The organism is Demequina litoralis, from assembly GCF_030418455.1.
GTDB lineage: Bacteria > Actinomycetota > Actinomycetes > Actinomycetales > Demequinaceae > Demequina > Demequina litoralis.
In genome coordinates this window covers 36,515-63,021 of record NZ_JAUHPW010000011.1, presented here as the reverse complement: position 1 = coordinate 63,021, position 26,507 = coordinate 36,515, and the positions used below count along the sequence as shown (strand labels likewise).

Sequence of the window (26,507 nt, the reverse complement as noted above, 5' to 3'; positions counted from 1 at the left end):
GCCGTGCCCACCCCCGCCTCGCGCTTCTACCGCAACGCCGCGCGCCCCCTCCAGGCGCTCATGACGTCCGTGACGAAGAAGGACTGGCACGGCGCCGAGCACCTGCCGGCCGACCAGGGCTTCATCGCGGTGTCCAACCACGTCTCGTACGCGGACCCCATCACGCTCGCGCACTTCCTCTACAACAACGGCCACCCGCCGCGCATCCTCGCGAAGGAGAGCCTGTTCCGCGCGCCCTTCATCGGGTGGCTGCTGCGCGGCTTCGACCAGATCCCGGTGCACCGCGGCACGTCGCGCGCGGCGGAGGCCGTCGACGCGGCGGTCGACGTGCTCGAGCGCGGCGACATGATCGCGATGTTCCCCGAGGGCACGCTCACGCGCGACCCCGACCTGTGGCCCATGGTCGGCCGTACCGGCGTCGCCCGCATGGCGCTGTCCACGGGCGTGCCGGTCATCCCGGTCGCCCAGTGGGGCGCGCATCGTCTCCTGCCGCGCTACGGCAAGATGGTCCACCCGATCCCGCGCAAGACCATCACCGTGGTCGCGGGGCCCGCGATCGACCTCGACGACCTGCGCGGCGGCGACCTCGACACCGCCACCCTGCGCGCCGCCACGGACCGCATCATGGCTACGCTGACGAGCATGGTCGCCGACATCCGTGGGGAGACGCCGCCCGAGACGCCGTACGACGTGCGCAAGAAGGGCGACGGCGGGAGGCCCGTCCGATGACCCGCGCCGCTGTCCTCGGCGCGGGTGCGTGGGGCACCACGTACGCCGCCGTGATGGCGGATGCCGGCACCGACGTCACCCTGTGGGGCAGGGACGATGCGGTGGTCCGGTCCATCCGCGACGACCGCCGCCACGAGGGCGCGATCCCGGGTGTCGAGCTGCCCGCGGGCATCCGCGCGACCACCGACATCGAGGAGGCGCTCGCGGGCGCCGACGTGGTCGCCGTCGCCGTGCCCGCGCAGCATGCGCGCCAGATCATCGCGCCGTTCGCCGGCCTCGTGCCCTCCGGCGCGGTCGCCGTGTCGCTCATGAAGGGCATCGAGCTCGGCACGCATGCCCGCATGTCCGAGGTGCTCGCGGAGGTCTGGGACCTGCCCGCCGAGCGCGTCGCGGCGGTCTCCGGGCCGAACCTCGCGAAGGAGATCGCGCAGCGGCAGCCGACCGCGACCGTCGTCGCGTCCGTGGACGCCGAGGCGGCCGAGCTGGTCGCTGCCGCGACCGCATCGTCCTACTTCCGTCCGTACACGAACGACGACCTCGTGGGCGTCGAGCTGTGCGGCGCGTACAAGAACGTCATCGCCGTGGGGGTGGGCATCACCGACGGGCTGGGCTTCGGCAACAACACCACCGCGACCGTCATCACGCGCGGCCTCGCGGAGATCACGCGGCTGGGTCTCGCGCTCGGCTCGCGTCCCGAGACGTTCTCCGGTCTCGCCGGCATGGGCGACCTCATCGCGACGTGCGCGTCGCCGCTGTCGCGCAACCACACGCTCGGCTCGCACCTGGGCCAGGGGCGGACGCTCGACGAGGCGATCTCGCTCACGCGCGGCACCGCCGAGGGCGTGAAGACCGCGTCCGCGGTGCAGGAGCTCGCGCGCGGCGCGGGCGTCGACGTGCCCATCTGCGACGGCGTGGTGACGATGCTCGCGGGCGAGGCCCCGGTCGAGTCCGTCATCGGCGCGCTGCTGTCCCGGCCGCGCAAGTCGGAGGTCGACTGATGGCGAGGCCCACGGTCGCGATCGTGTTCGGCGGCCGCTCGACCGAGCACGGCGTCTCGTGCGTGACCGCGGGCGGTGTGCTCGGGGCGATCGACCGCGATCGCTGGGACGTCGTCGCGATCGGCATCACCCGCGAGGGTCGTTGGACCCTCGCCTCGTCCGATCCCGCCGACTGGGCGATCGCGTCCGGCGCGATGCCCACCGTGCCTCCTTCCGACGAGGTCGTGCTGCCGCCGTTCGAGGCGGGCTCGCGCGCGTGGCGCGTCGCGGGGCCCGACGGGCTCCGGGAGCTCGGCGAGATCGATGTCGTGTTCCCCCTGCTTCACGGCCCGTTCGGCGAGGACGGCACCATCCAGGGCGCCCTCGAGCTCGTGGACGTGCGCTACGTCGGGTCCGGCGTGCTCGCGTCCGCCGCCGGCATGGACAAGCAGTTCATGAAGACCGCGTTCCGCAACGCCGGCCTGCCGGTCGCGCGCGACGTGACGATCACCGCGCATCGCGGTCTCGAGGAGCAGCGGCTCGAGATCGAGGCGCTGGGCCTGCCCGTCTTCGTCAAGCCCGCGCGCGCCGGCTCGTCGATGGGCATCTCGAAGGTGTCCGACTGGGCCGCGCTCGACGCGGCCGTCGCCGACGCCCAGAAGCACGACCCCAAGGTGCTGATCGAGGCCGCCGTCGTCGGCCGCGAGGTCGAGACCGCGGTCCTCGCGACCGCGGGCGGGCTGCTCACGTCGCCGGCCGGGGAGATCATCACCGGTGGCGACCACGACTTCTACGACTTCGACGCGAAGTACCTCGACGAGGCCGCGGTGACGTTGCTGTGCCCGACCTCGCTCGAGGGTGCCGTGGCCGCGACCGTCGCGGACTACGCCAAGCGCGCCTTCCTCGCGGTCGGCGCCGAGTCGCTCGCGCGGGTCGACGTCTTCGTCACGGACTCCGGCGACGTGGTGGTCAACGAGATCAACACGATGCCGGGCTTCACGCCCACGTCGATGTACCCGCGCATGGCCGCCGCCGCCGGCATCTCGTACGGCGAGCTCGTCGAGACGCTGCTCACGGTCGCGCTCGAGCGCCCCGTGGGCCTGCGCTGACCTTCCCCCGGAAGCTCCTCCACGCGGCTCAGGCACTCCTCCACGCGAGACCCGCGATGTGAACGGGCACACGGTCGGACCGGCCCGTGTCGAGCCGAGCGTGCGTGGAGGAGCGCCCGGGTGGGAGGGACTCAGCGGCAGGCGAGGCCGTTGGACGGCGCCTTTGCGACCGCGCGCGACACCTCCGCGAGGAGGTCGCCCACCGCGTCCTGGGCGCGCACCTTCGGGACGATCAGCTCGACCGCGGGGGAGCGGCCGAACGACACCGTCCGCCACGCGTCGTCCTCGTCGAGGATGAGCCAGTCGACGGTGGTGCCGCCGGACTCGACGGCCAGGCACTCGTCCGTGGTGGGGCCGGGCGGCTCGACGCCGCAGCGCATGACGATCGGGTACTCGTCGCCCCACGCGGCCGTGGCCTGCGACGTGGTCTCGCGGTAGTCGAGCCCGCCCAGCACGTCCGGCACCGCGAGCATCACGCGCGCGCAGTCGGGGTCGGCGGCGTACGGTGCCGCATCGACGGGGTACTGGCTCGCGCAGCCGGCCAGCGGCGCCGCGAGCACGGCGAGCGCGAGCAGCGGCAGCGGGCGGGGCATGCGCCCAGCCTACGGGCGCCGGCGGTGCCGCCCGACCGCCCGCCGCGCGCCCGCCACCCGGCCCGCGGCGGTGTCCGGGCCGCGGTGTAGCGTTGCCCGGTGACCGCGCTCGCCCAGCTCCCGCATCGGCGCGCGTTCTCCCTGGCCTGGCCCGCGATCGTGGGCAACGTCACCGTCCCGCTCGTCGGGCTGGTGGACACCGCGATGCTGGGCCACTACTCCGACGCCACCAACATCGGCGCCGTCGCGCTCGGCGCCACGGTGCTGAGCGCGATCATGTGGCTCACCGGCTTCCTGCGCACCGGGACCACGTCGCTCGTCGGACGGGCGCTCGGCGCCGGGAGGGACGATGCGGCGGTCGCCCACGCGCAGCGCGCGGCGATGCTCGCGGTCGCGATCGGCGCGGGCGCCGTGATCCTCCAGTGGGTCGCGATCCCCGGGATCATGTCGGTCCTCGCGCCGGCGGGCGAGGTGCGCGACCTCGCGATCCAGTACGCGTGGATCCGCATGGCGTCGGTGCCTGCGGCGCTGCTCACGCTCGTCATCTCCGGCTGGTTCGTGGGCGCGGGGGACACCCGACGACCGCTCGCGATCGTCGCGACGGTCAACGTCGTCAACCTCGGCCTCGACGTCGCATTCGTCGGCGGGCTCGGCTGGGGCGCCGCGGGAGCGGCCTCCGCCACCGCGATCGCCGAGTGGCTGGGCCTCGCGCTCGCCGTCGTGCTGTGGTGGCGCGCCGCATCGTCGCCCGTGCGTGCCGCGGTGCGGCGCTGGCGGGGCCGCGGTCTGCGGTCCGGCTGGCGACGCCTGGCGGCCATGAACACGGACCTCTTCGTGCGTACGGCGATCCTCTACGCGGTGCTCACGTTCGTCACCGCGTACGGCGCACGCCTGGGCCCCGACATCCTCGCGGCCAACGCGATCCTCATGCAGCTCATGCTGCTCGCGAGCTACGGCCAGGACGGCTACGCGCACGCCGCCGAGGCGATGGTGTCGCGCGAGATCGGCAGGCGCGACGTGCCCGCCTTCCATCGCGCGGTCGCGGCCTCGGCGCTGCCCGCCGTCGCGATCGGCGCCGTCTTCAGCCTGCTCTACCTGGTGGCGTCGGGGCCGTTCATCGCGGTGCTCACGTCCCTGCCGGAGGTGACGGCGGCTGCTGACGAGTACATCGGCTGGGTCGTGTGGCTGCCCCTCGCCTCGTCGCTCGCGTACCTGTGCGACGGCGTGTTCCTCGGCTCGGGGCGCACCCGCGCGATGGCGGTGACGATGGCCGAGTCCGCGCTGCTCGTCTTCGTGCCTGCGCTGCTCGCCGGGCTGTGGTGGATCGACGATGCGCGCAACCACGACCTGTGGCGCGCCTTCCTGCTCTTCAACGTCGCGCGAGGGGTGTTCCTCGGGATCGCGTACGCCCGCATCACCCGCCGCGGCGCGTGGCTCCAGGGCGCGCACGCCTGACTCCCGCGGTGCCCCCATGCCGGGGGGCACCAGAAGTGGGGCCGCGGGCCATGTCAAGAACTCTTGACACCGTGTCAAGCCGGGTTTACCTTCGAGATGTCAAGAACCTTTGACATCGGGGGATGCCATGACCATGACCGAACGCACCGTGTGGGCCACGCTCGTCGTGTTCCCGCTCGTCGGGATCGTCTACTTCACCGTCATCCTCACGCAGGCCGCGGACCGTCCCCTCGAGGAGATCTCGTGGGTCACGCCCATGCTGTGGGCGTGGGGCTCGCTCATCGTGTTCATCATCCTCGGCACCATCGCCTCGGCGATCGCGACCGCCATCCAGGCGGAGGTCTCCGGGGAGAAGGCGGAGTTCGAGGACGGCGACGAGCGCGACAAGCAGATCGAGCGCCTCGGCAACGCCCGGGCGTACGGCATGTCGTCCTTCGGCGGCCTCGCCGCGACCGTCCTGCTGATGCTCGACCTCGACCGCTTCTGGGCCGCGAACACGCTCTTCCTCGCGGGCCTGATCGCCGGCATCATCGCGGCGGGCAGCCGCGCCTACGCGTACCGGACGGGTCTGTGATGGGCCGGTCCACCAAGGTCACCAACGCGATCCGCGCGCTGCGGTTCGCGCACGGGGAGATGACCCAGGCCGAGCTGGCGGAGCGCATCGGCGTCACCCGCCAGACGGTCATCGCCATCGAGCAGGGCCGCTACTCGCCCTCGCTCGAGATGGCCTTCCAGATCGCGCGGGCCCTCGAGGTCCCGCTCGACGCGGTCTTCCAGTATCCCGACGAGGCGGCCTAGCCCCCGTCGCTGGAGACCCCTCCCGCGGGCGCCGTCGGCGCCTCGCGGATGCCGGAGAGAGCGCTCTCGTACGGGGAGTCACCATGACATCCACCACCAGCCCCGCCCGCCTCGCGGGCGTCACCGTCCTCGGGCCCGCGGCACCCGGGCCGCGCATCGTCCACGCCCACGTGACCGCGCCGCCCCGGGCGCGCCGACCGGCGGTCCGATCATGACCGCCGCGGTCCCGGCCACGATGCGCGCCGTAGCCCAGGAGGCGTACGGCGGCGTCGAGCGGCTCGCCCTCGCGGACGTCCCCGTGCCGCGCCCCGGCGCCGCCGACGTGCTCGTCCGCGTCGAGGCGGCCGCGCTCAACCCGGCCGACGTCTTCCTCATGCGGGGCGAGCCGCGCGTGCTGCGCCTCGCGTACGGCCTGCGCCGGCCGCGCCGCCCCGTGCGGGGCAGCGACGTCGCGGGCACGGTCGTCGCGGTCGGGGAGCGCGTGACGGACCTCCGCGTCGGCGACCGCATCTTCGGGGAGGCCCGCGGCTCGCTCGCCGAGTACGCCGTCGCGCCCGCCGCCAAGGTCGCGGTGCTGCCGGAGGCGGTGCCCGCCGCGACCGCCGCGGCCGCGGTGATGACGGGCCTCGCCGCCATGCACGGCCTGCGGGCCGCGCGCCTCGAGCCGGGCCAGACGCTGCTCGTCAACGGGGCCTCGGGCGGCATCGGCCACCTCGCGGTCCAGCTCGCCGCCGCGCAGGGCGCGACCGTCACGGCGGTGTGCTCGACCCGCAACGTCGGCTGGGTCGGGGAGCTCGGCGCGGCCCGGGTGGTGGACTACACCCGGGAGCCGGTCCTCGACCTCGACCAGCGGTTCGACGTGGTGTTCGACAACGTCGGCAACCACGCCTTGCGCGACATGCTCGCGCTGGTGCGCGAGGGCGGCGTGATGCTGCCCAACTCGGGCGAGCCCGGACCGGACGGCGGCGGGCTGCGTCGCGTCCTACGTGCGCGGTGGCTCGACCTGGTGACCCGCCGCCGCGTGGTCACCTACCTCTCGACGGCCGACCGGGCCGACCTGGAGGAGCTCGGGGCGATGCTCGCCGCGGGCTCGCTCCGTCCCCACATCGACTCCGTCCACCCGCTCGACCGGGCGGCGGAGGCCATGGGCCGGGTGGCATCCCGGCATGCTGCAGGAAAGGTGGTGGTCGAGCCATGAAGGCGGTGACCTACGACAGGTACGCGGGACCCGAGACGCACGAGCTGCGCGAGATCCCGATCCCGGAGCCGGGCGAGGGTCAGGTGCGCATCCGCGTCCACGCCGCAGGCCTCAACCCGTGGGACTGGCACCTCTACCGCGGCGACCCGTGGCTCGCGCGCTTCTCGCAGGGCCTCTTCTCGCCCGGCGAGCGGGTGGTCGGGGCCGATGCGGCGGGCACCGTGGACGCCCTCGGCCCCGGCGTCGACGGGCTCGCCGTGGGGGACCGGGTGTTCGGCTTCCTCGGCTTCGGCGCGTGCGCCGACTACGCGGTCGCCGACGCCTCCAAGATCGCCCGCACCCCCGACGGCGTGACCGACGAGGAGGCGGCCGCCGTGCCGATCGGCGCGATCACCGCGCTCGGCGGGCTCGAGGACGGCGGCGGCTGCGAGGGCAGGAGCGTCCTCGTGATCGGCGCCTCGGGCGGCGTGGGCCACATGGCGGTGCAGGTGGCGCGCGTGCTGGGCGCGAGCCGCGTGGTCGCGGTGTGCTCGGGCCGCAACGCGTCCATGGTGTCGCTCCTGGGCGCGGACCGCGTCATCGACTACACCCGCGAGGACGTGCTCGACTGCGGCGAGACGTTCGACGTCATCTACGACACGGTGGGCACCACCTCGCTCGTGCGCCTGCGTCGCATCCTCGAGCCCGACGGCGTCTACCTGGGCGCAGGCGGGCTCGGCGGCGGGCCCCTGCTGGGCCCGGCCTGGGCGATCTTCAGCGCCAAGGCGCTCGGTCCGTTCGTGCGGCGCCGCGTGGTCGTCGTCGGCACCGAGCCGTCCCGCGAGAACCTCACGCGCATGGCCGGCTGGCTCGCGGAGGGCCGCGTCCGCCCGATCATCCAGCGGACCTACCCGCTCGACCGCACCGCCGAGGCGCTCGCCGCGCTCGAGGCCCAGCATGTCGCGGGCAAGGTGGTGGTCGCGGTCGCGTGACGCCGGCGGCTCAGCGCCCCGGCTTCGGCGGCAGGGTCGATACGTAGGCGAGGGCCTGCCCGACCAGGTCGTCGGGGCCGGGGGCCGCGAGCGGCAGCGCGACGTACTCGCGCATCGTCCGCCCGCCGGGGGCGAACGGCTCACCCGCGGGGAGGCGGCGCGCCGCCTCGAGGTCGGGGGACGCGAGCTTGAAGGCGACGCGGTCGCCGAACAGGCACATGAACATGTGCCCGCCCACGAACGCGGCTAGCTGTCCGAACATGGGGCGCACCTCGACGCCCGGGACGTCGGGCACGAGCGCGCGGAAGGCGTCCTTCTGCGCGTCGGTCGGTCGGGGCATCTCCATGGCACGATGCTCGCGCAACCCCGGCGCGATCGCGACCCGGGCGTGTGGCGGGGTCCCGCATCGTCCCGCCCTACGCTTGACGCCATGACGACGATCGGCGAGATGGGGGAGGACGCGCTCATCGCGGCCTTCGCCCCGCGGCTTCCCGTGACCGACTCCGAGATCCTGGGCCCCGGCGACGACGCGGCGGTGCTCGCGGTCGACGGCGACCTCGTGGTGTCCTCGGACATCCTCATGGAGGACCGCCACTTCCGCATGGACTGGTCCGGCCCCGAGGACGTGGGCTGGCGCGCCGCGATGCAGAACCTCGCGGACATCGACGCGATGGGCGCCGTGCCCACCGCGCTCCAGGTCACGCTCGCGGCGCCGCCGTCGCTCGACGCCGACTGGGTCCTGCGCTTCGCCGACGGGCTGCGCGAGGCGTGCGAGCCGCACGGCGTCGGCGTGATCGGCGGAGACCTCTCCGGCGCGCGCGAGGTCTCCGTGTGCGTCACGGTCCTGGGGGAGACGCACGGCACCGAGCCGGTGACGCGGGACGATGCGCTGCCCGGGCAGGTCGTGGCGGTGTCCGCGCCGCTCGGGGCGGCCGCGGCGGGCTACGTGCAGCTCACGGAGGGTCGGCGCATCGACGAGGAGACGATCGGGCTGTTCCTGCGCCCGCGCCCGCGCATCGGCGCCGGTCTCGAGGCGGCGCTCCACGGCGCGACCGCGCTCATGGACATCTCCGACGGGCTGCTGCGCGACGCCGCGCGGATCGCGCGCCGCTCCGAGGTGGGGATCGCGATCCGCGCCGCGGACGTCCCGGTGCACGAGGGTGCGCGCTTCGCGGCTCTCGAGCTGCAGATCGACCCGCGGCCGTGGGCACTCACGGGCGGCGAGGACCATCACATGCTCGCGGTCTTCCCGCGCGGGTCCGCGGTGCCGGCGGGGTGGACCGTCATCGGCGAGACGACGGACGCGTTCGCGGGCGTCCGCGTCGACGGCGAGGTGCCCGAGGACCTCGGCTGGGACCACTTCGGGGGCTGAGCCGGGGCGGGCTGCGACCGCGTCTGCGCGTCTCGACGCTCGGCGCCTCGCGATCTCAGAGCTGGGCCGCCCAACCTTCGATCGCGATCGAGATCTCCTCGGAGACCTCACCGAAGGCGAGGTTGTACTCGTCGACCTTCTCGCCGAGAGCGTCGAATGCATCGTCGCGTCTCGTCACGTCGGCGTCGGATGGTTCCTCGCCGAGCGAGAGGTTGGTCTCGGAAGCACGCTGTGCTGCAGGAATGATGTCCCCTTCGATCATGCCCATCAAGCGCAGAAAGCCCTCTTCGGCAGTAGCCAGGATGGCATCCTCGTCGGAGCCCGACATCGCCTCGAAGCTCGCGCGGCCGACGCGGACGGTGCGTTGCAGGTCGCCGATCAGCGTCTCGACCGTCTCGATCGGTTCGCCGTCCCAGACTGCGTCGAGCACCGCGTTGCCGCTCTCGTGCACGGCCCGGACCTGCTCGTCCATGTGGTCCAGCCCATCCTGGATCGCCTGGATGTAGAGGATCTCCTCGATGGCGGCTTCGAGCTCCTCGGGGTCGTCGGCCAAGGTGACGTTCACGCTGATGCCTGCCAGCTTCTCGGCGGCTTCCTGCTGTTGCTCGCCGTCTCCGACGCCAACGGCGACCACGTTGATGCCGACTGCGTCGATCTCGGTCGAGATGCCCTCGCGCTCGAGCTTGGTGATGAGGCTCTCGATCGACCCGCCGCATTCGTCGAGCAGCGACCCGACCACGAAGGTGATCTTCTTCCTGACGCCGTCGGCGAATGGCTCGAGCGCGTCCAGCGCCTGGTCTCCGGCGCTCACCAGGTTGGCGGCTCCGTGCGCGGACAGACCCGATACTGCGCTCGTGATCGCATCCCCAGTTCCGTAGCCGAGCGGAACCATCTCCTCGACGCCCGCGGCGCTGTCATCGCAGTCGTCCGCGGCGTACGCGGTCAAGCCTGTCTGGAAGCTTGTGTCGGCGGTGTGCCGCCCGATCGACTCCTGGACGGCTGACAGCTTGGACTCGCCGCCGTCGAACGCCTCGGCCATCGAGGCGGACGAGTCCACGACGATCATGTGGGCCGGTGAGTCCAGACTGAGCGGCTCGACCCAGAGAAGCGCGCCGAGCGCGAGAGAGCCCACCGCCAACGCGGCCGGCGCGCCGAGGACGACTGATCGCTGGCCGACATGAGCGCGCCACTGCTCCCAGGAGTCGCCAAGCCAGATCAACGCCGCGATGAGGGACACGAGCGCAAGGGCTGCGGCCGTGATCTTGAACCCCAGCCCGATGGAGGGTAGCGAGGTGACCACGGCCGCCACGATGAATGCGACGAGCGCGGCGATGCCCCGTTTGAGGTTCTCGCGCACGACGTCCGGCAGAGCACTCGCGCGCTCCGAAGCGTTCTCAGGGATGCTCTGGTCGTCGTCGCTCACGGGCGGACCCCCTTGTACTGCCCCTTTTTCAGCGTCCAACCTTGTCAGCATCACCCGAAACCAGACGGGTGTCCACTCCGCATGAGGCGGGCCTTCCCGTCGTTCCTGGAGAGTTCGGTCCTCGGGCGGTCACGCGTGGACGGCCAAGGCTCCCGGTGGCCGCCCCTCGTCGCATCGTCCGGGCATGCGAAAACGGACGCCCTCCGAGGAGGACGTCCGTCTCTGGGTGGGTCGGCTGTCAGCCGCGCCGATGCGCGCGTCAGCGCGCATCCATCAGATGGCGCGCTGGACCTTGCCGGCCTTGAGGCACGAGGTGCACACGTTGAGGCGCTTCGGGGTGCCCGCGACCACGGCACGGACGCGCTGGATGTTCGGGTTCCAGCGGCGCTTGGTGCGGCGGTGCGAGTGCGAGATGTTGTGACCGAAGGACGGTCCCTTGGCGCAGACGTCGCAGGTTGCAGCCACGATAGTTCTCCTAGTTTCCGGCGCGGACCGGTGTGATCGATCCGCAAAGCTTGAGGGCCCGGGTGCTCGGGCAACCGCACTAGGGTAACCGAGAACCCGCGAATGCGGCAAACCCACGTGCTGCGGGGCCATGGCCGGGCGGGGTGCCCGCGCTGTCGGCGGGGCGTGACACGATAGTACGCGAGCGGCGAGCCGAGGCCGTTCCAGTGCCGGAGGTGACCCGTGAGCGAAGCGCATGCGCTGCGCCGCTGGCTGGGCTCCGGGCTCGACGCCGTGCACCGGTCGCGCGGCCACCTGGACGCCATCAACGTGTTCCCGGTCGCGGACTCGGACACCGGCACCAACGTCTTCCTCACGCTGCAGGAGGGCAACCGTGCCATCGCGCGCCTGCCCGCCGATGCCTCGCATCGCGACGTCGCGGCCGCCTTCGCCCGCGGCGCCCTCATGGGGGCGCGCGGCAACTCCGGCGTGATCGTCAGCCAGTACCTCAGCGCCCTCCTGCGGGTGATCGACACCAAGGGCGGCCTCGAGAGCGTGGACGCGCGGGGGCTGTCGCTCGCGCTCGGGCGCGCCGCGGAGGCCGCGTACGCCGCGGTGGGTGCTCCCGTCGAGGGCACCATCCTCACCGTCGCGCGCGCCGCGGCCCGCGCCGCCAACGGCGTCGCGAACGAGGGCGGCACCCGCGAGCAGGTGATCGTCGCCGCGGTCGACGGCGCCCGCCAGGGCCTCGCCCGCACCACGGAGCAGCTCCCCAGCGCCCGCGCGGCGGGAGTCGTCGACGCCGGGGCGGCCGCGCTTGTCCTCCAGCTCGAGATGCTCGCCGAGACCATCGCCGGCAAGGACGCCCTCGTCGACCATCCGGCCGTGGCGTGGGAGCTGCCGGGGCGCCACCACCACGTGGTCCAGCCGGGCCATCCCGCGCACGGCGAGGAGGACGGCGGCGCCTACGAGGTGATGTTCGTCGCCGAGCGCGAGGAGGACGAGCGCGCCGGAGTGGTCGAGCGTCTCGGCGGGATCGGCGACTCGGTGACCGTCACCAGCGCGCACGGGCTCCTGCACGCGCACGTCCACACCGACCACCCCGCGCTCGCGGTCACCATCGCGGAGGAGCTCGACGCCCACCAGATCGTCGTGCGGTCGATCACGCTGAGCATGGTCCACGACCGCGCCGCGACGGGCGTGGTCGCCCTCACCACCTGTCCCGGCCTCGCGGAGCCGCTCGCCGATGCCGGCGCCGTCGTGCTCGTCGTCCCGGAGCCGTCCTCGCTGCGCAAGCGCGACCTCAACCGCGCGGTGCGCGACGCCTCGGGCGCCGAGGCGATCGTTGTCGCGGGCAACCCGGCGCTCCTCGCGACCGCCCGTGCGCTCGCGGAGAAGCGGGGCAAGCCCCGCCTCGTGGTCATCGAGGCCTCGCACGAGGCCCACGTCATCTCCGCGGTCGCGGCGTCCGCGCTCGCGACCCCCGGTGAGGACGTCGCCGCGCTCATGCGCGTGGCCGTGGCGGCCACCACCGTCGGGCAGAGCACCGGCGACGCCCTCGACGAGGACCTCGACGGCCTCGTCGGCCCAGGCACCGAGGTGGTGACCCTGGTGCTCGCGCGAGGCATCGACGAGTCGGTGGGCGACGAGGCACGCGTCTCGATCGAGGCCCGCTCGCCCGGCGCGGACGTCGCGGTCTACCCGGGCGGCCAGGAGTGGCCGCCCATCCTCATCGGCGTGGAGTCCGCGCCCGCATGACCGACCGCCTCGAGGAGCCGCTGACGAAGGTGCTGGGCGCGCGCACCGCGGGATCGCTGGGCAAGCTGGGACTCGAGACCGTCGGCGACCTCCTGCGCCACTACCCGCGGCGCTACGGCGCACCCGGCGAGTTCACGCCGCTCGCGCAGCTGCGCCAGGGCGAGCACGTCACCGTGATGGCGGAGGTGCGCACCGCCACCGTCCGCCAGATGCGCTCGCGCGGCGGCGCGATGCTCGAGGCCGTGGTCACCGACGGTCGCGACAGCCTCCAGCTCACGTTCTTCGCGAAGCGCGCCGGCGTGCTGCGCATGCACGAGGACAAGCTCCGTCCGGGCCGGCGCGGGCTCTTCACCGGCACGGTTGGCGACTACCGCGGGCGGCGCCAGCTCACGCATCCGGACTATCTGATCGTCGGCGTCGACGCGGCCGACGAGGACGAGGCCCTCGCCGAGGCGTCCCGTCCCATCCCGATCTACCCGGCCGCGGCGGCGGTCCCCACGTGGCGCATCGGCCGTGCCGTGCGCGCGGCGCTCGACCCGCTCGTCGAGGCCGGCGTGCCCGATCCCATCCCCGAGGAGATCCGCGCGCGCCGCGGACTGCCCACGCTGCTCGAGGCGCTGCGCCTCGTGCATGTCCCGGAGACCGAGGCGGACCACCGCCGCGGGCGCGCCCGCCTGCGCTTCGAGGAGGCGCTGGTGCTCCAGACGGCGCTCGCGCGGCGGCGCGCGGACCACGATGCGCTGGCCTCCGTGCCGCGTCCGGCCCGCGCCGGTGGGATGGTCGAGGCGCTCGATGCGCGCCTGCCGTACGACCTCACCGCCGGCCAGCGCGAGGTGGGGGAGTCGATCGCCGCCGACCTCGCGCGCGCGACGCCGATGCTGCGCCTGCTCCAGGGCGACGTCGGCGCGGGCAAGACCGTGGTCGCGCTGCGAGCGATGCTCCAGGTGGTCGACGCCGGGGGGCAGGCGGCGCTGCTCGCGCCCACCGAGGTGCTCGCGGCCCAGCACGCCCGGTCGCTGCGCGCGCTGCTCGGCCCCCTCGCGGACGGGGGCATGCTCACCGCCGCGGACCACGCGACGCGCGTCACGCTCCTCACCGGATCGCAGGGCTCGCGCGAGCGCCGCGCGTCGCTCGCGGAGGCCGCCTCGGGAGCCGCGGGCATCGTCGTCGGCACCCATGCGCTGCTGAGCGACACCGTGCAGTTCGCCGACCTCGGGCTGGTGGTGGTCGACGAGCAGCACCGCTTCGGCGTCGAGCAGCGCGACGCGCTGCGGGCCCGCGGCGAGCGCGTCCCGCACACGCTCGTCATGACCGCGACGCCCATCCCGCGCACCGTCGCGATGACGGTGTTCGGCGACCTCGAGACCTCGGTGCTGAGCGATCGGCCCGCCGGCCGCCAGGACACTGTCACGCACCTCGTACCGGCCGGCAACGAGGCCTGGGTCCAGCGTGTCTGGTCGCGCGTCCGCGAGGAGGTCGACCGCGGGGGCCGCGTGTACGTCGTGTGCCCGCGCATCGACGGCGACACCGAGGAGGAGGCCGAGGAGGTCCCGCTCGACGCGCTCGAGGGGGACGATGCGGCGGCCGGGGGCGACGCATCGTCCCGTCCGCCGCTCGCGGCGGTCCTCGAGGTCGCCGAGGCGCTGCGCGCGAACCCCGCGCTCGCGGGCGTGGGGATCGGGGTGATGCACGGGCGGTTGTCCGCCGACGAGAAGGACGCGGCGATGAGCCGGTTCTCGTCGGGCGAGGCGCCCGTGCTGGTGGCGACGACCGTGATCGAGGTGGGCGTCGACGTGCCGGAGGCGACCGCGATGGTGATCGTGGACGCCCAGCACTTCGGGATCTCCCAGCTGCACCAGCTGCGCGGCCGCGTGGGACGCGGCGACCGGGCGAGCATCTGCCTGCTGGTGTCGCACGCGGAGGAGGGCACGGTCGCGCACGAGCGGCTCGCGGCGCTCGCGGCCACCACGGACGGCTTCGAGCTCGCGGAGAAGGACCTCGAGCTGCGGCGCGAGGGCGACGTGCTGGGCGCGGCCCAGTCGGGCGGGCGCAACTCGCTGCGGCTGCTGCGCGTGGTGCGGGACGCGGGGCTCATCGAGGAGGCGCGCGCGGAGGCCGCCGCGCTGGTCGCCGCGGACCCGTCGCTGGGCGCGCATGCCGCCCTCGCGGATACGATCGCGGACATGCTGGACGAAGAGCGCGAGGACTTCCTATCGCGATCGTGACGCGTCGCCTCGACGCCTCGCGCGGCCTCCGGATCGTGTCCGGCGGCCAGAGCGGCGTGGACCGCGCGGCCCTCGAGGTGGCGGTCGAGCTGGGACTCGAGTACGGCGGCTGGTGCCCGGCCGGCGGCTGGGCCGAGGACATGCCGACCGCCCCTGGCGTGCGCGGCTCGTATCCGCTGCTGCGCGAGACGCTGTCGGCCGACCCGGCGGAGCGCACGTCGCTCAACGTGCGCGAGGCTGGTGCCGTGCTCGTCGTGCTGACCGAGGGTTCGACCTCGCCGGGGACGGGCATCACGCTGCGCGCCGCCGAGCGGCTCGACCGCCCGACCGCGATCGTGCCGATCGACCCGCGCCGGCCGCTCGAGGGCGCGAAGGCCGCGCGCGACACGCTCGCCGAGCTGCTCGCCGAGGTGCCGGGGACACCGCCGAGCCTCGACATCGCGGGCCCGCGCGAGTCCGAGGCGCCCGGGATCCGGCGCGCGGCCAAGGCGCTGCTGCTCGACATCCTCGCGCCCTTCGAGGTGCCCGGGACCTGAGCGTCGGCGTCCGGCCAGGTACCTCGGCGGGACGCCGTCGCGCCCGGTGGGCGCGGTGCCGAGGTCCCGCCTGAGAGCGTTTACAGTTCTGCGTATGACGGAAGCCATAAGCGCCGATCGTCAGCTGTCCGCCCTCCGCGACCTCGCCGAGCGCGAGCTCGCCCGCGGCATCCTGCCCTTCTGGGAGGCGCACGCCTTCGCCGAGGACGGGGCTCTCCGCGGCGGCGTCAGCGACGATCTCGACTACCTGGACGACCTGCCGCGCCACGCGGTGCTGGCCGCCCGCATCCTGTGGACCTTCTCCGCGGCGGCGGAGGCCCTGCCCGCGGACCGCGAGCGCCACCTCGCGACCGCGCGCCGCGCGCTCGACGTCCTCGTGGGTCCCATGTGGGACCCGCAGCACGGCGGTGTGTTCTGGTCGCTCGCCCCCGACGGCTCCGTGCTGGATGACCGCAAGCAGGTGTACGCGCAGGCGTTCGCGATCTACGGCCTCGCGCGCTGGTCCCGCGCGACCGGCGACGGGGAGGCGCTCGACAGGGCGCTATGGCTCGCCGGTGCGCTCGACGCCTCCGCCCGCGACCTCGAGTACGGGGGCTACGTCGAGGCGCTCGCGCGCGACTGGTCGCCCACCGCGCGGCTCGCGCTGTCGGAGCTGGACCCCGACGTGCCGAAGTCGATGAACACCAACCTCCACGTGCTCGAGGGGCTGACCGAGCTGCTGCGCTCGTCCGCCGCCCTCGCGATCCGCGAGTCGCTCGAGACGCTCCTGCGCACCACCCTCGACTGCATCCTCGCCGATGCGCCCTTCACGCACTGCCGGCTGTACTTCGACCAGACGTGGGACCCGTGCTCGGACGGCGTGTCGTACGGGCACGACATCGAGACCTCGTGGCTGCTGTGGGACGCGTGGGAGGCGCTCGCGCTGCACGGCGTCGCCGACCCCGACCTCGAGTGGCGGACCCGCGAGGCCTCGCTCGACCTCGCGGAGGCCGTGCGCGCCCGCGGCGTCGACGCGGACGGCGCGGTGCTCTACGCCGGCACACCCGACGGGCCCACGGACCTCGACCGCCACTGGTGGCCGCAGGCCGAGGGCGTGGTGGGGTGGCTCAACGCCTTCCAGCTCGGCGGCCGGGCCGAGGACCGTCGCGCGGCCATCCGGACCTGGGACTTCATCGAGACGCACATGAAGGACCACGCGCACGGCGAGTGGTTCGCGCGGCTGGGACCGGACAACCGGCCGCGGTCGGGTGGCACCGGGGACCTCAAGATGGGCCCCTGGAAGTGCCCGTACCACAACGCTCGCGCATGCCTGGAGGTCCTCCGCCGCATCGAGGCGTGACCCCTAGGCTGGGGGCGTGACCAGGATCATCGCGGGCCGCTGGGGAGGTCGCCGCCTCGCGGTGCCGCCCCGCGGCACCCGCCCCACGACCGACCGCGTCCGCGAGGCGGTGTTCAGCCGCCTCGACCACGGCGACCACCTGCGCGGCGCGCGCGTGCTCGACCTGTTCGCGGGCTCGGGCGCGCTCGGGTTCGAGGCGCTCAGCCGCGGGGCGGCCCACGCGACGCTCGTGGAGGCCGACGCGCGCGCCGTCGGCGTGCTGCGGTCGAACGCACGCGACCTCTCGGCGGGGGCCGATGCGCGGGTCGTCAAGGAGCGCGTGCGCCCCTTCCTGTCGCGCGGCGACGAGCCGTGGGACGTGATCCTGCTCGACCCGCCGTACGACATCGCGCCGTCCGAGCTCGCCGCGGTCCTCGCGGGGGTGGGGGAGCGCCTCGCACCGGACGGCGTCGCGGTCCTCGAGTGGGCCTCGCGGGCCGGAGCGGCGCCCTGGCCCGCGTCGCTCGTCCCGGTCGCCTCCAAGGCCTACGGCGAGACCGCGATCCACTACGCGCGGCGCGCGGCGCCGGAGTTGGCCGACGATGCCGACGGCGGTAGCGTCGAGCCATGACAACGGCAGTCTTCCCCGGTTCCTTCGACCCGATGACCTGGGGGCACGTCGACATCGCCACGAGGGCCCGCTCGATGTTCTCGAAGGTCGTCATCGCCGTCGCCCACAACTCCACCAAGACGCCGCTGCTCGACCTGGAGACGCGCGTCGCGCTCGCCAAGCGGGCCACGCAGCCGCTCGACGGGGTCGAGGTGGTCCCGGTCGAGGGGCTGCTCGTCGACTTCTGCAAGGGGATCGGTGCCGGCGTGATCGTCAAGGGCCTGCGCGGCGGAGCCGACTACGACTACGAGCGGCCCATGGCGCTCATGAACCGGTCGCTCACCGGCATCGAGACGGTCTTCATCACGGGCGACAACGCGCTCAGCCACGTCGCCTCGTCGCTGGTGCGCGACGTCGCGCGCCACGGCGGCTCGATCGGCCGCTACGTGCCGGACGGCGTCGTGGACGCGGTCGCGGCGGCGCTGGCGGCCGAGCGCGCCCGCTGAGAGACGCCGCGACCAGGATCGACGCCGGTCGTTGGCGCTTCGGGGAGCTGAGCGGCGGTCCTGAGGAGTCCTCGACTCCCACGGGGAGCTCGCGGACGGTGCCGTCCACCAGCTCCCCGCAGAAGTCGGAGACCGCCTGAAACCGTCGCTCACTTCCCCGGAAGCAGGCGGTGAGCGTGGGGCACGGCAGGCGGTGAGGGTGGGGCACCGCAGGCGGTGAGGGTGGGGCACCGCAGGCGGCGGTGGTGCGGCCAGGCGACGCCCGCCCTCACGCGCGTGCGAGAATGGAGCCTCGGTCCGCTCGACGAGTTGGCCGAATCCGCCCGCATCGCGTACAGTTGTGGGCTGGCCCTGCCGACAGGCGCGGGCCGAGGTCCCCGCGGACCGGAACGACCAGGAGGCGCGTGTGGCTCACACTTCACGCCCTGCTCCCTCGCCGTACACCTTCTCTGTTCGAGACATCGTGCGGCGCCCGGGTGCGCAGAGGCTTGTCTCCGAGGTCTTCCCGGCCCCCGCGGTCCTCGGCACCGATCTGATCGCAGTGCCCGAGGGCGCGGAGGTGAGGCTCGAGCTGAGCCTCGAATCCGTGCAGGAGGGCATCTGGGTCTCCGGAACCGTCCACGGGACGGCGATCGGGGAGTGCGGACGGTGCCTGGACGAGGTGCGGCAGCAGGTTGCCGCCCCGGTCCAAGGACTGTTCGAGTACCCCGACTCGCGTACCGCGGGCGAGGACGAGGACTCGGAGGACGTCTTCGAGTTCGACGGTGAGAACCTCGAGCTCGAAGAGGTGGTGCGAGACGCGGTGGTGACGAACCTCCCGTTCACGCCGCTGTGTGACCCGGACTGCCCGGGGCTGTGCGACCAGTGCGGAGCACGCCTCGCGGACGACCCGGATCACGCGCACGAGGTGCTGGACCCGAGGTGGGCCGCACTCAAGAGTTTGACCGACGAGAAAGAGAGTTAGCCGTGGCTGTTCCGAAGCGCAAGATGTCGCGCAGCAACACGCGTGCACGTCGCTCGCAGTGGAAGACGACCGCTGCCAACCTTTCGACGTGCCCCCAGTGCAAGGCCGACAAGCTGCAGCACACCGCGTGCCCGTCGTGCGGTGCCTACAACGGGCGCCAGTACGTCGAGGCGCTGCGCACCGAGCACGCTGGCTGAGGCACCACGCCTCACGGCGTGAATGACGAGCATGAGCATTCCAGGGCAGCAGGCAGCTGACGCCCTGATCAGCAGGTTGGGTGTCCACGTGGACCCCGACCTGCTGGTGCTCGCGCTCACCCACCGCTCGTTCGCCTACGAGGCCGGAGGCCTCCCGACGAACGAGCGTTTGGAGTTCCTGGGAGACTCCGTCCTCGGCATCGTCGTGACGGACCGCCTCTACCACGCGCACCCCGACCTCCCCGAGGGCGAGCTCGCGAAGATGCGGGCCGCCTGCGTCTCGCAGCGGGCCCTCGCGGTGGTCGCGCGCGACATCGGCCTCGGCCCCTGCATCCTGCTGGGCAAGGGCGAGAAGGCCACCGGCGGAAACGACAAGGACTCGATTCTCTGCGACGCCTTCGAGGCGATCCTCGGCGCCGTCTACCTCACGCACGGCATCGACACCGCCCGCGAGGTGGTGCTCCGCCTGGTCGGCCCCAGCCTCGAGGCCGCCGCGACCTCCGGCGTCGCGCTCGACTGGAAGACGTCGCTCCAGGAGGCCTGCGCCGAGCGCGGCCTCGGCAGCCCCGTCTACGAGGTCACGGGCGAGGGCCCCGACCACGCGCGCCGCTTCACCGCCACCGTCCTCATCGCGGGCGAGCCCAAGGGCTCCGGCACCGGCACCGCGAAGAAGCACGCCGAGCAGGATGCCGCGGCCGAGGCGTACGCGGTCCTCACCGACGCCTGACGCCCGCCGTCACCCGAGCACGCCGTTGCCTGAGCTTCCCGAGGTCGAGACGGTCCGCCGCGGACTCGCGTCGCTCGTCACCGGCGCCCGCATCGCACGCGCCGACGTCCTGCGCGACTCGTGCGTGCGCCTCCTGCCCGGCGGGCCCGCGGAGTTCTCCGCGGAGACCGAGGGTCTCGTGCTGTCGCGCTGGGTCCGCCGCGGCAAGTTCCTGTGGGCCGAGCTCGCCCCCGAGCAGGGGGACGATGCGCCCCTCCTCGCGCTGTCCGCGCACCTGGGCATGTCGGGCCAGTTCCGCGTCCACACGGATGTCCCCGAGCCGCACCGTCACTGCCGCGCGCGCCTCACCCTCGCCGCACCCGCGCTCACCCTCGACTTCCTCGACCAGCGCACGTTCGGCTACCTGCACGTCGAGCCGCTCGTCGCCGCGCCCGACGGCGGCCCCGGGGGAGAGGGCACGCCGCTGCCGGTCCTGCCGGCCTCGGTCGCGCACATCGGCCGCGACGCCCTCGACCCGGCGCTGGACGATGCGGCGGCCGCCCGGGCCCTGCGGCGCGGCGCCCGAGGGATCAAGCAGGTGCTGCTCGACCAGACCGTGGTGAGCGGGCTGGGCAACATCTACGCCGACGAGGCCCTGTGGCTCGCCCGCGTCCACCCCGAGCGTCCCGCCCACGCCGTCACCGCATCGTCCGCCCGCACGCTGCTGGACGCCGGTCGGGAGGTGATGTCCCGGGCGCTCGCCCAGGGCGGCACGTCCTTCGACGCGCTGTACGTCAACGTCAACGGCGAGTCCGGCTACTTCTCGCGCTCGCTCGAGGCGTACGGGCGCGCGGGCGAGCCGTGCACCCGCTGCGGCTCACCGCTGCGCCGCGAGACGATCGGCGGGCGCTCGACCCACTGGTGCCCCCGCTGCCAGCGCCGGTGGAGCGCGCGTCGCAAGGGTCCCGGGTCCTAGGACCGGGGTAGCATTCTGCTTATGTCTGACATCACCGTGCTGGTTCTCGACGACCACGAGGTCGTGCGTCGTGGCATCTGCGACATCCTCGAGCGGGCGGACGGCATCGCCGTCGTCGCCGAGGCGTCGACGGTCGCGCAGGCGGTCCGCCGCGCGGAGGCAGTCCGACCCCAGGTGATCCTGTCTGACCTGCGCCTTCCCGACGGCACCGGCCTCGACGTGATCAACCACGTGCGCGCCAAGCTGCCCGAGACCCACATCGTGGTGCTCACCAGCTACGACGACGACGAGGCGCGTGCCGCGGCCCGCAACGCCGGTGCCGACGTGTTCCTCGCCAAGACCGCCGACTCGCACGAGGTCCTCAAGGCCGTCCGCGACGCCGCGAGCGGTCGGGAGCACGGCCAGCACATCTCCGTGCACGAGGACGACGTGGTCGCCCGCCTCACGCCGATGGAGCGCCGGGTGCTCGACCTCGTCGGCGCGGGCCTCGCGAACCGCGAGATCGCCGAGAAGCTCGGCATCGCCGAGAAGACGGTCAAGAACCACGTCACGAGCGTGCTCGCGAAGATGGGCCTCCAGCGCCGCACCCAGGTGGTCGCGTGGGCGACCGCCAAGCGCGCGCACTCCTTCCGCGGCTAGCCTGCGGCGGCCCACAGCCGCCCCGCGCCGGGTACCCCTCCACGCGAGCGGTGCACTGCTCCACACGAGACCCCGATGTGAACGAGGACATGCCCGGATCCCTGCGGATCCGGGCACCTCTGTGTGGAGAGGCGAACAGCGGGCGGCTACCCCTGGCCCTCGACGTTCCACTCGGCGTACGTGCCGGGGCGTGACGCGCCGGGCCGCGACGGCGCGAGCGTGAAGGTGCCGTTGCGGCGCAGCGCGCGGTTCGCGAGGTTCGACGTGCCGGAGTGGCGGTTGGTCGCGCCGACGGGGCCGATGCCGTCGTCGACGACCGACACCACGAGGCGCCCCTCGGCGCCCGAGATCTCCATGTAGACCGAGGTGGCCTCCGCGTGGCGGGCCACGTTCGAGAGCATCTCGCGGACCACCGCGACCACGTCGTCCGACAGGGACGGCTCGCCCGCGATCGCGTGCGACACCTCCGCCCAGTCGACCTTGACGCGCGGCGCGAAGCCCATCGAGTCGGTGGCCATGACGATCTCGCGGCGGATGCGCTCCGAGATCGGCTCGGACGTGCGCTGGCCCGCGAGCGAGCTCATGACGCCCCGCACCTCGTGCTGCGCGCGCTTGACGTGGTCGAGCGTGCGCATGAGCCGCGTCGCGATGCGCGGCTCGACGTCGTGCGAGACGGACTCGAGCTGCATCGCCGTCGCGAACAGCTCCTGCGACACGAAGTCGTGAAGGTCGTCCGCGAGGCGCTGACGCTCCTCGAGCAGCGTCGTCTTGCTCTTCACATGCGACAGCTCGGCGACGGACAGCGCCATGGCCGCCTGCGTCGCGAAGCGCTGCGCGATCTCGAGGTCCTCCGCGGTGAACGACGCCATGCCGCGATCGCGCCACAGCATGAGCAGACCCACCGGGCGGTGCTCGGCGCTCAGCGGCGCGTACATCGTGGGCCCGAAGGACTGCACGGCGTCGAGCACGATCGACCCGGGCGGCTCCGTGGACGTCACGCCCCGACCGGAGCGGATCACCTCGATCGCGCGCCCCTCGGCCGGCAGCTCGAGGCCGAGCAGCTCGCCCGCGCGCGGCCCTGACGTGATCTCCATGGTCCAGCTGCCGTCGACGCCGGGCAGCACGAGCGCGGCGTTGACCGCGCCCGCGAGGTCCTTCGCGGACTCCACGATGGTCTCGAAGACCTCCTCGTCGCCCGGGTCCGCGAGGAGCGCGGTGGTGATGTCCTGCGACGCGGTCAGCCAGCGCTCGCGCGCGAGCGCCTTCTCGTACAGCTGCGCGTTGTCGATCGCGACCGATGCGGCGGCGGCCAGGGCCTCGACCGAGGCCTCGTCCTCGGCCGTGAACTCGCCGGGCTTGCTCGCGAGGTAGAGGTAGCCGAACACGCTGCCGCGCACCTTGAGCGAGGTCCCGAGGAACGAGCCCATGGGCGGGTGGTGCTTCGGCATGCCCTGGAAGGCCGGATGCTGCGTGAGGTCCGCGAGGACGAGGGTGCCCTCGTCGGGGATCTGACCGAGCACGCCGACGGCGTTGGGCGCGCGCTGGATGTGCTCCCACACGCCGGACGGGATGCCCTTGTAGTGGAACTCGACGCTGATGCCCTCCTCGTCGAGCACGTTGATCGCGGCGTACTTCGCGCCGGTCTGGTCGATCAGCGCGGTGAGGAACATGTCGAGCGTGTGCGCGAGGTCCAGCTCCTGGTTGAGCGAGACGATCGCGTCGGTCATCGCGTCCGACAAGCGCGACTCCTTCCGGGGGGCAGGTTCAGTCATCGAGGCTCACCACCGAGTCCGCAAGGTCGAGGAGCGACAGGTCGTGGGTGACGAGCACCACGGTACGGCCCTCCGCCCGCATCCGTGACACGAACGCCCGCAGCGCGTCCGCGCCGGCGTCGTCGAGGTGCTCCGCGGGCTCGTCCACCAGCGCGACCGGCGCGGGCGCGAGGCCCGCCCGCGCGAGCAGCAGGCGGCGGCGCTCGCCGCCCGAGACCGACCGTCCGCCGGCGCCCAGCTCGGTGTGCAGCCCGTCGGGCAGCCCGCGCACCCAGGCGTCGAGCCCGACGAGCGCGAGCGCGTCCCATGCCTCGGCCTCGGTGACGTCGCCGCGAGCCACGCGCAGGTTCTCGAGGACCGTGGTGCCGAACACGTGCGCGTCCTCCGCGGTCATCGCCACCACCGTGCCGGTGTCGGCGGGGGAGGAGGGCCGCCCGTCGAGCGTCACGTCGCCGGAGGCGGGCGCCAGGGCGCCCGCGATGGTGGTGAGCAGCGTGGTCTTGCCCACCCCGGAGCGGCCCACGACCGCCAGCACCTGACCGGGCGCGACGCGCGCGCTCACCGGCGGGGTGGGGGTCATCCCGGGCCAGGCGACGCTGAGGGCGTCGAGCGCGAGGGACGATGCGGCGGGTGCCTCCCGCGGCGCCGTCGCCGGGTCCTCGCCGGGCTCGTCGACGAGCTCGGCGAGGCGGCGCGCCGCCGCCGCCGAGCGGAAGTACTGCATGATCGCGGCGGGCACCGCGCCCACCGCCTCGAAGGCCGCGAGCGGGAGCAGCGCGACCACCGCGGCGGACGGGCCGTCGAGGTCGCCGGACCGCACCGCGAGCACGCCGAGCGCGACCAGCGCCACGAGCGCGACACCGGAGAACAGCGCCTGGAAGCCCGCGGCCCACGCGGCGGGCCGCGCCGCCAGCTCGTGGGCGTGCTCGGCGTCCCGGTCGGCGTCCCGCAGCGCGCCGGCCGCGTCGTCGAGCGTGCCCCACACGCGGTGCTCGGTCGCACCGTCCATGGCGGACAGCGCGGCAGCGGACACCTCGGCGTGCGCCCGCGCGCCCGCCACCGCGGCGATGCGCGCCGAGCGGGCGGTGAGCACGGCCGGCACCACGCCCGCGAGCACGAGGCACACGGCCAGCGCGAGGCCCGCGGTCGGTAGCAGGATCGCGACGATCGCGACCGAGATCGCGGACACCGTCGCGGCGACCCCGAGCGGGACGATCGCGCGCACCACCGCGTCGCCGATCGCGTCGAGGTCGGCGCCCATGCGCGCGACGATGTCGCCGCGGCGCAGGCCCAGCACCGTGCGGGCGCCCGAGCGCGCGAGGCGGTCGTAGGCGCGCTCGCGGAGCGTCACCACGCCGCGCAGCGCCGCATCGTGCGACGCGAGCCGCTCGAGGTAGCGGAAGAGCCCGCGGGAGATGCCGAAGAAGCGGACGATGGTCGCCGCGAGGGCGACGTCCGCGGGCGAGGGCATCTGCGCGGCCTTGGCGATGAGCCACGCGGCGACGGCCGCGAGCCCGACCGCGGAGCCGAGCGCCATGGTGCCCGCGAGGATCGCGCGGGTGATCGCCCACCGGCTCACGCCGGTGTCGCGGATCGCCTCGCGCAGCAGGGAGAGGTCGGACGTGCGGCGGGTCATGACGCCGCCTCCGCGCGCGCCGCGGTGACCTCGACCACCGCATCGGCGGCCGCGAGCACCTCGGCCTCGTGGGTCGCCACGACGACCGTCGCGCCCGCCTCGGCGAGCGCGCGCATCCCGGCGATCACGTCGGCCCGCGACGCACGGTCGAGGTGGGACGTGGGCTCGTCCAGCAGGATCAGCGGGCGGCCGGACTCGAAGGCCCGCGCCAGGGCGCGCCGCTGGCGCTGCCCGAGCGACAGGGTGCGGCCCGCGGGCCCGAGGTCGGGCCGCTGCGGCACCCACGCGACCTGGGCGAGCCAGGACGCCTCGTCGACCGCCGCATCGTCCCTCAGCACGGCGGTGCCGCCCACGGCGACGGTGCCCGCATCGGGCGCGAGCAGGCCCGTGAGCGCGAGCAGCGCCGTCGACTTGCCCTCGCCGTTGGGGCCCCGCAGCGCCGTGATCGCTCCGGGGGCCGCGGCGAAGCTCAGCGCGGCGGGAGCGAGACGCGTGCCGTCGGGAGTGGCCACCGCGAGGCCGGACACCTCGAGCACGCGGCCGCGCGCGTCGGGGGCCGTGCCGAGCGGTCGGCGCGCCCGCGCCGGGTCCTCCTCGTCGAGCAGGGTGAAGGCGGCGTCCGCGGCGGCGAGGCCGTCGGCGGAGGCGTGGAAGTGCGTGCCGACGTTGCGCAGCGGCAGGTAGACCTCGGGTGCGAGGACGAGCACCGCGAGCGCGGTCTCGATGCCGATCTCCCCGGCGATGAGCCGGAAGCCCATGGTGACGGCGACGATCGCGACGGCCAGGGTCGTGAGCAGCTCGAGCACCATGCCGGACAGGAACGCGACGCGCAGCGAGCCCATCGTGGCGCGCCGCTGCGCGTCGCCGAGCTCGCGCACGCGCGCCGCGGGACCGCGCTCGCGACCCAGCGCCTTGAGCGTGGGGAGGCCCTCGATGAGGTCCAGCGTGCGCGCGCCGAGGCGCTGCATCGCCGCGAGGTGGCGCGCGGACCGCTCCTGCGTGACCAGGCCGACGAGGATCATGAACACCGGCACGAGCGGCAGCGTCGCGAACACGATGACCGCGGAGAGCCAGTCCAGGCCGAGCACCACGACCAGCATGACCGGCGTCACCGTCACCGCGAGGGCCAGCTGCGGCAGGTAGCGCACGAAGTAGGGGAGGAGGTCGTCGAGGCCGCGGGTGACGAGCGTCGCGACCTCGGCGGTGCGGCCGCCTGCGGACCATCGCGGTCCGCGCGTCGCGACGTGGTCGACGACCATCTCGCGCAGCTGCGAGATGACGCGGACGCCCGCGCGGTGCGCGAGGCGCTCCTGCAGCCACGCGACCGCGGTACGGGCGAGCACGACGGCGGCGAGGACGGCGAGGCCCGTCGCGAGCGTGCGGGCGCCCTCGGGGACGATGCGGCCCCACCAGTGGAGGCCGTCGTCGGCGAGGGGGACGGGGGAGAGGATCGGCGCGAGGAGGCGGGCGATGACCAGGGCCTGCACGAGGATGAGCAGGGCCGTGACAAAGCCCAGGCCCGCCGTCACGAGGATGTGGCGGCGGGCCGGGCCGATCCGGCGGACGAGCCGCGGATCGAGAGGCTTCATCGAGGC

General features: G+C 73.8%; 27 protein-coding genes. 20 read left to right on the top strand and 7 right to left on the bottom strand.

What is annotated here, in order from left to right; genetic code table 11:
• The first annotated feature begins 3 nt into the window (after positions 1–3).
• The 3 genes from QQX09_RS12920 to QQX09_RS12910 are packed head-to-tail and all read left to right on the top strand — an operon-like array spanning position 4 to position 2,815.
• Positions 4–729, top strand: a complete 726-nt coding sequence (locus QQX09_RS12920; protein ID WP_301135444.1) for a lysophospholipid acyltransferase family protein — start codon at positions 4–6, stop codon at positions 727–729.
• Positions 726–1,727: an NAD(P)H-dependent glycerol-3-phosphate dehydrogenase gene (locus tag QQX09_RS12915; protein WP_301135441.1), complete on the top strand. Its 1,002-nt coding sequence runs from the start codon at positions 726–728 to the stop codon at positions 1,725–1,727. The genes QQX09_RS12920 and QQX09_RS12915 overlap by 4 nt, the downstream gene beginning before the upstream one ends.
• Entirely contained in the window at positions 1,727–2,815 is a 1,089-nt protein-coding gene (locus QQX09_RS12910; protein WP_301135438.1) for a D-alanine--D-alanine ligase family protein, read from the top strand. The genes QQX09_RS12915 and QQX09_RS12910 overlap by 1 nt, the downstream gene beginning before the upstream one ends.
• Positions 2,816–2,946: 131 nt before the next feature.
• On the opposite strand, the gene QQX09_RS12905 is transcribed toward QQX09_RS12910, so the two are convergent.
• Positions 2,947–3,408 (bottom strand): DUF3515 family protein, encoded by a 462-nt coding sequence (locus tag QQX09_RS12905; protein ID WP_301135435.1) that lies wholly within the window; start codon positions 3,406–3,408, stop codon positions 2,947–2,949.
• Positions 3,409–3,507: 99 nt separating this feature from the next.
• Between QQX09_RS12905 and QQX09_RS12900 the strand changes: the two genes are divergently transcribed.
• From QQX09_RS12900 to QQX09_RS12880, 5 genes are all read left to right on the top strand, one after another.
• Entirely contained in the window at positions 3,508–4,863 is a 1,356-nt protein-coding gene (locus QQX09_RS12900; protein WP_301135433.1) for an MATE family efflux transporter, read from the top strand.
• A gap of 133 nt (positions 4,864–4,996) precedes the next feature.
• Positions 4,997–5,437 carry a hypothetical protein gene (locus QQX09_RS12895; RefSeq protein ID WP_301135432.1) on the top strand — a complete coding sequence of 147 codons (441 nt, stop codon included), beginning with the start codon at positions 4,997–4,999 and terminating at the stop codon, positions 5,435–5,437.
• Positions 5,437–5,661 carry a helix-turn-helix transcriptional regulator gene (locus QQX09_RS12890; protein ID WP_062314647.1) on the top strand — a complete coding sequence of 75 codons (225 nt, stop codon included), beginning with the start codon at positions 5,437–5,439 and terminating at the stop codon, positions 5,659–5,661. The genes QQX09_RS12895 and QQX09_RS12890 overlap by 1 nt, the downstream gene beginning before the upstream one ends.
• A gap of 211 nt (positions 5,662–5,872) precedes the next feature.
• Positions 5,873–6,859 (top strand): NAD(P)-dependent alcohol dehydrogenase, encoded by a 987-nt coding sequence (locus tag QQX09_RS12885; RefSeq protein WP_301135427.1) that lies wholly within the window; start codon positions 5,873–5,875, stop codon positions 6,857–6,859.
• Positions 6,856–7,830, top strand: coding sequence for an NAD(P)-dependent alcohol dehydrogenase (locus tag QQX09_RS12880; protein ID WP_301135425.1), 975 nt, complete (start codon positions 6,856–6,858; stop codon positions 7,828–7,830). The genes QQX09_RS12885 and QQX09_RS12880 overlap by 4 nt, the downstream gene beginning before the upstream one ends.
• Positions 7,831–7,840: 10 nt before the next feature.
• Here QQX09_RS12880 and QQX09_RS12875 read toward each other — a convergent pair whose 3' ends face one another.
• Positions 7,841–8,176 carry a TfoX/Sxy family protein gene (locus QQX09_RS12875; RefSeq protein WP_301135423.1) on the bottom strand — a complete coding sequence of 112 codons (336 nt, stop codon included), beginning with the start codon at positions 8,174–8,176 and terminating at the stop codon, positions 7,841–7,843.
• 84 nt (positions 8,177–8,260) lie between these two features.
• Here QQX09_RS12875 and QQX09_RS12870 point away from each other — a divergent pair, with 84 nt between their 5' ends.
• Positions 8,261–9,202: a thiamine-phosphate kinase gene (locus QQX09_RS12870; RefSeq protein ID WP_301135420.1), complete on the top strand. Its 942-nt coding sequence runs from the start codon at positions 8,261–8,263 to the stop codon at positions 9,200–9,202.
• 55 nt (positions 9,203–9,257) lie between these two features.
• On the opposite strand, the gene QQX09_RS12865 is transcribed toward QQX09_RS12870, so the two are convergent.
• Complete coding sequence (locus QQX09_RS12865) at positions 9,258–10,625, bottom strand: hypothetical protein (protein WP_301135418.1); 1,368 nt, start codon at positions 10,623–10,625, stop codon at positions 9,258–9,260.
• A 273-nt stretch (positions 10,626–10,898) separates the two neighbouring features.
• The gene (rpmB, locus tag QQX09_RS12860; protein ID WP_062299851.1) at positions 10,899–11,090 is read right to left on the bottom strand and encodes a 50S ribosomal protein L28; all 192 of its coding nucleotides are present in this window, start codon (positions 11,088–11,090) and stop codon (positions 10,899–10,901) included.
• 222 nt (positions 11,091–11,312) lie between these two features.
• Between rpmB and QQX09_RS12855 the strand changes: the two genes are divergently transcribed.
• The 11 genes from QQX09_RS12855 (at position 11,313) to QQX09_RS12805 (ending at position 21,504) form a co-directional block, all read left to right on the top strand.
• A complete protein-coding gene (locus QQX09_RS12855) occupies positions 11,313–12,827 on the top strand; it encodes a DAK2 domain-containing protein (RefSeq protein ID WP_301135413.1) in 1,515 nt (504 codons plus the stop codon).
• Positions 12,824–15,052 (top strand): ATP-dependent DNA helicase RecG, encoded by a 2,229-nt coding sequence (locus QQX09_RS12850; protein ID WP_301135410.1) that lies wholly within the window; start codon positions 12,824–12,826, stop codon positions 15,050–15,052. The genes QQX09_RS12855 and QQX09_RS12850 overlap by 4 nt, the downstream gene beginning before the upstream one ends.
• Positions 15,049–15,588, top strand: a complete 540-nt coding sequence (locus QQX09_RS12845) for a YpsA SLOG family protein (protein WP_301135407.1) — start codon at positions 15,049–15,051, stop codon at positions 15,586–15,588. Before QQX09_RS12850 ends, QQX09_RS12845 begins: the two co-directional genes overlap by 4 nt.
• Positions 15,589–15,682: 94 nt before the next feature.
• Positions 15,683–16,927 (top strand): AGE family epimerase/isomerase, encoded by a 1,245-nt coding sequence (locus QQX09_RS12840; RefSeq protein WP_301135404.1) that lies wholly within the window; start codon positions 15,683–15,685, stop codon positions 16,925–16,927.
• A gap of 16 nt (positions 16,928–16,943) precedes the next feature.
• Positions 16,944–17,537 (top strand): 16S rRNA (guanine(966)-N(2))-methyltransferase RsmD, encoded by a 594-nt coding sequence (gene rsmD / locus QQX09_RS12835; RefSeq protein WP_301135401.1) that lies wholly within the window; start codon positions 16,944–16,946, stop codon positions 17,535–17,537.
• A complete protein-coding gene (coaD, locus tag QQX09_RS12830) occupies positions 17,534–18,022 on the top strand; it encodes a pantetheine-phosphate adenylyltransferase (RefSeq protein ID WP_301135398.1) in 489 nt (162 codons plus the stop codon). The genes rsmD and coaD overlap by 4 nt, the downstream gene beginning before the upstream one ends.
• A 559-nt stretch (positions 18,023–18,581) precedes the next feature.
• On the top strand, positions 18,582–18,986 hold the full coding sequence (locus QQX09_RS12825; RefSeq protein ID WP_367307566.1) for a YceD family protein: 405 nt from the start codon (positions 18,582–18,584) through the stop codon (positions 18,984–18,986).
• A 2-nt stretch (positions 18,987–18,988) separates the two neighbouring features.
• On the top strand, positions 18,989–19,183 hold the full coding sequence (rpmF, locus tag QQX09_RS12820; RefSeq protein ID WP_042216516.1) for a 50S ribosomal protein L32: 195 nt from the start codon (positions 18,989–18,991) through the stop codon (positions 19,181–19,183).
• 22 nt (positions 19,184–19,205) lie between these two features.
• The gene (gene rnc / locus QQX09_RS12815; RefSeq protein ID WP_436969073.1) at positions 19,206–19,910 is read left to right on the top strand and encodes a ribonuclease III; all 705 of its coding nucleotides are present in this window, start codon (positions 19,206–19,208) and stop codon (positions 19,908–19,910) included.
• Between the two features lie 25 nt (positions 19,911–19,935).
• The gene (gene mutM, locus QQX09_RS12810) at positions 19,936–20,865 is read left to right on the top strand and encodes a bifunctional DNA-formamidopyrimidine glycosylase/DNA-(apurinic or apyrimidinic site) lyase (RefSeq protein WP_301135390.1); all 930 of its coding nucleotides are present in this window, start codon (positions 19,936–19,938) and stop codon (positions 20,863–20,865) included.
• Positions 20,866–20,886: 21 nt separating this feature from the next.
• Positions 20,887–21,504, top strand: coding sequence for a response regulator (locus tag QQX09_RS12805; protein WP_062299823.1), 618 nt, complete (start codon positions 20,887–20,889; stop codon positions 21,502–21,504).
• Between the two features lie 146 nt (positions 21,505–21,650).
• Here the strand turns inward: QQX09_RS12805 and QQX09_RS12800 are convergent, their stop codons facing one another.
• From QQX09_RS12800 to QQX09_RS12790, 3 genes are read right to left on the bottom strand one after another with little or no spacing between them, the layout of a single operon-like run.
• Positions 21,651–23,243 (bottom strand): GAF domain-containing sensor histidine kinase, encoded by a 1,593-nt coding sequence (locus QQX09_RS12800; protein ID WP_301135386.1) that lies wholly within the window; start codon positions 23,241–23,243, stop codon positions 21,651–21,653.
• Positions 23,244–23,268: 25 nt separating this feature from the next.
• Entirely contained in the window at positions 23,269–24,912 is a 1,644-nt protein-coding gene (gene cydC / locus QQX09_RS12795; protein ID WP_301135384.1) for a thiol reductant ABC exporter subunit CydC, read from the bottom strand.
• Positions 24,909–26,501: an ABC transporter ATP-binding protein/permease gene (locus QQX09_RS12790; protein WP_301135382.1), complete on the bottom strand. Its 1,593-nt coding sequence runs from the start codon at positions 26,499–26,501 to the stop codon at positions 24,909–24,911. Before QQX09_RS12790 ends, cydC begins: the two co-directional genes overlap by 4 nt.
• Positions 26,502–26,507 lie beyond the last annotated feature (6 nt).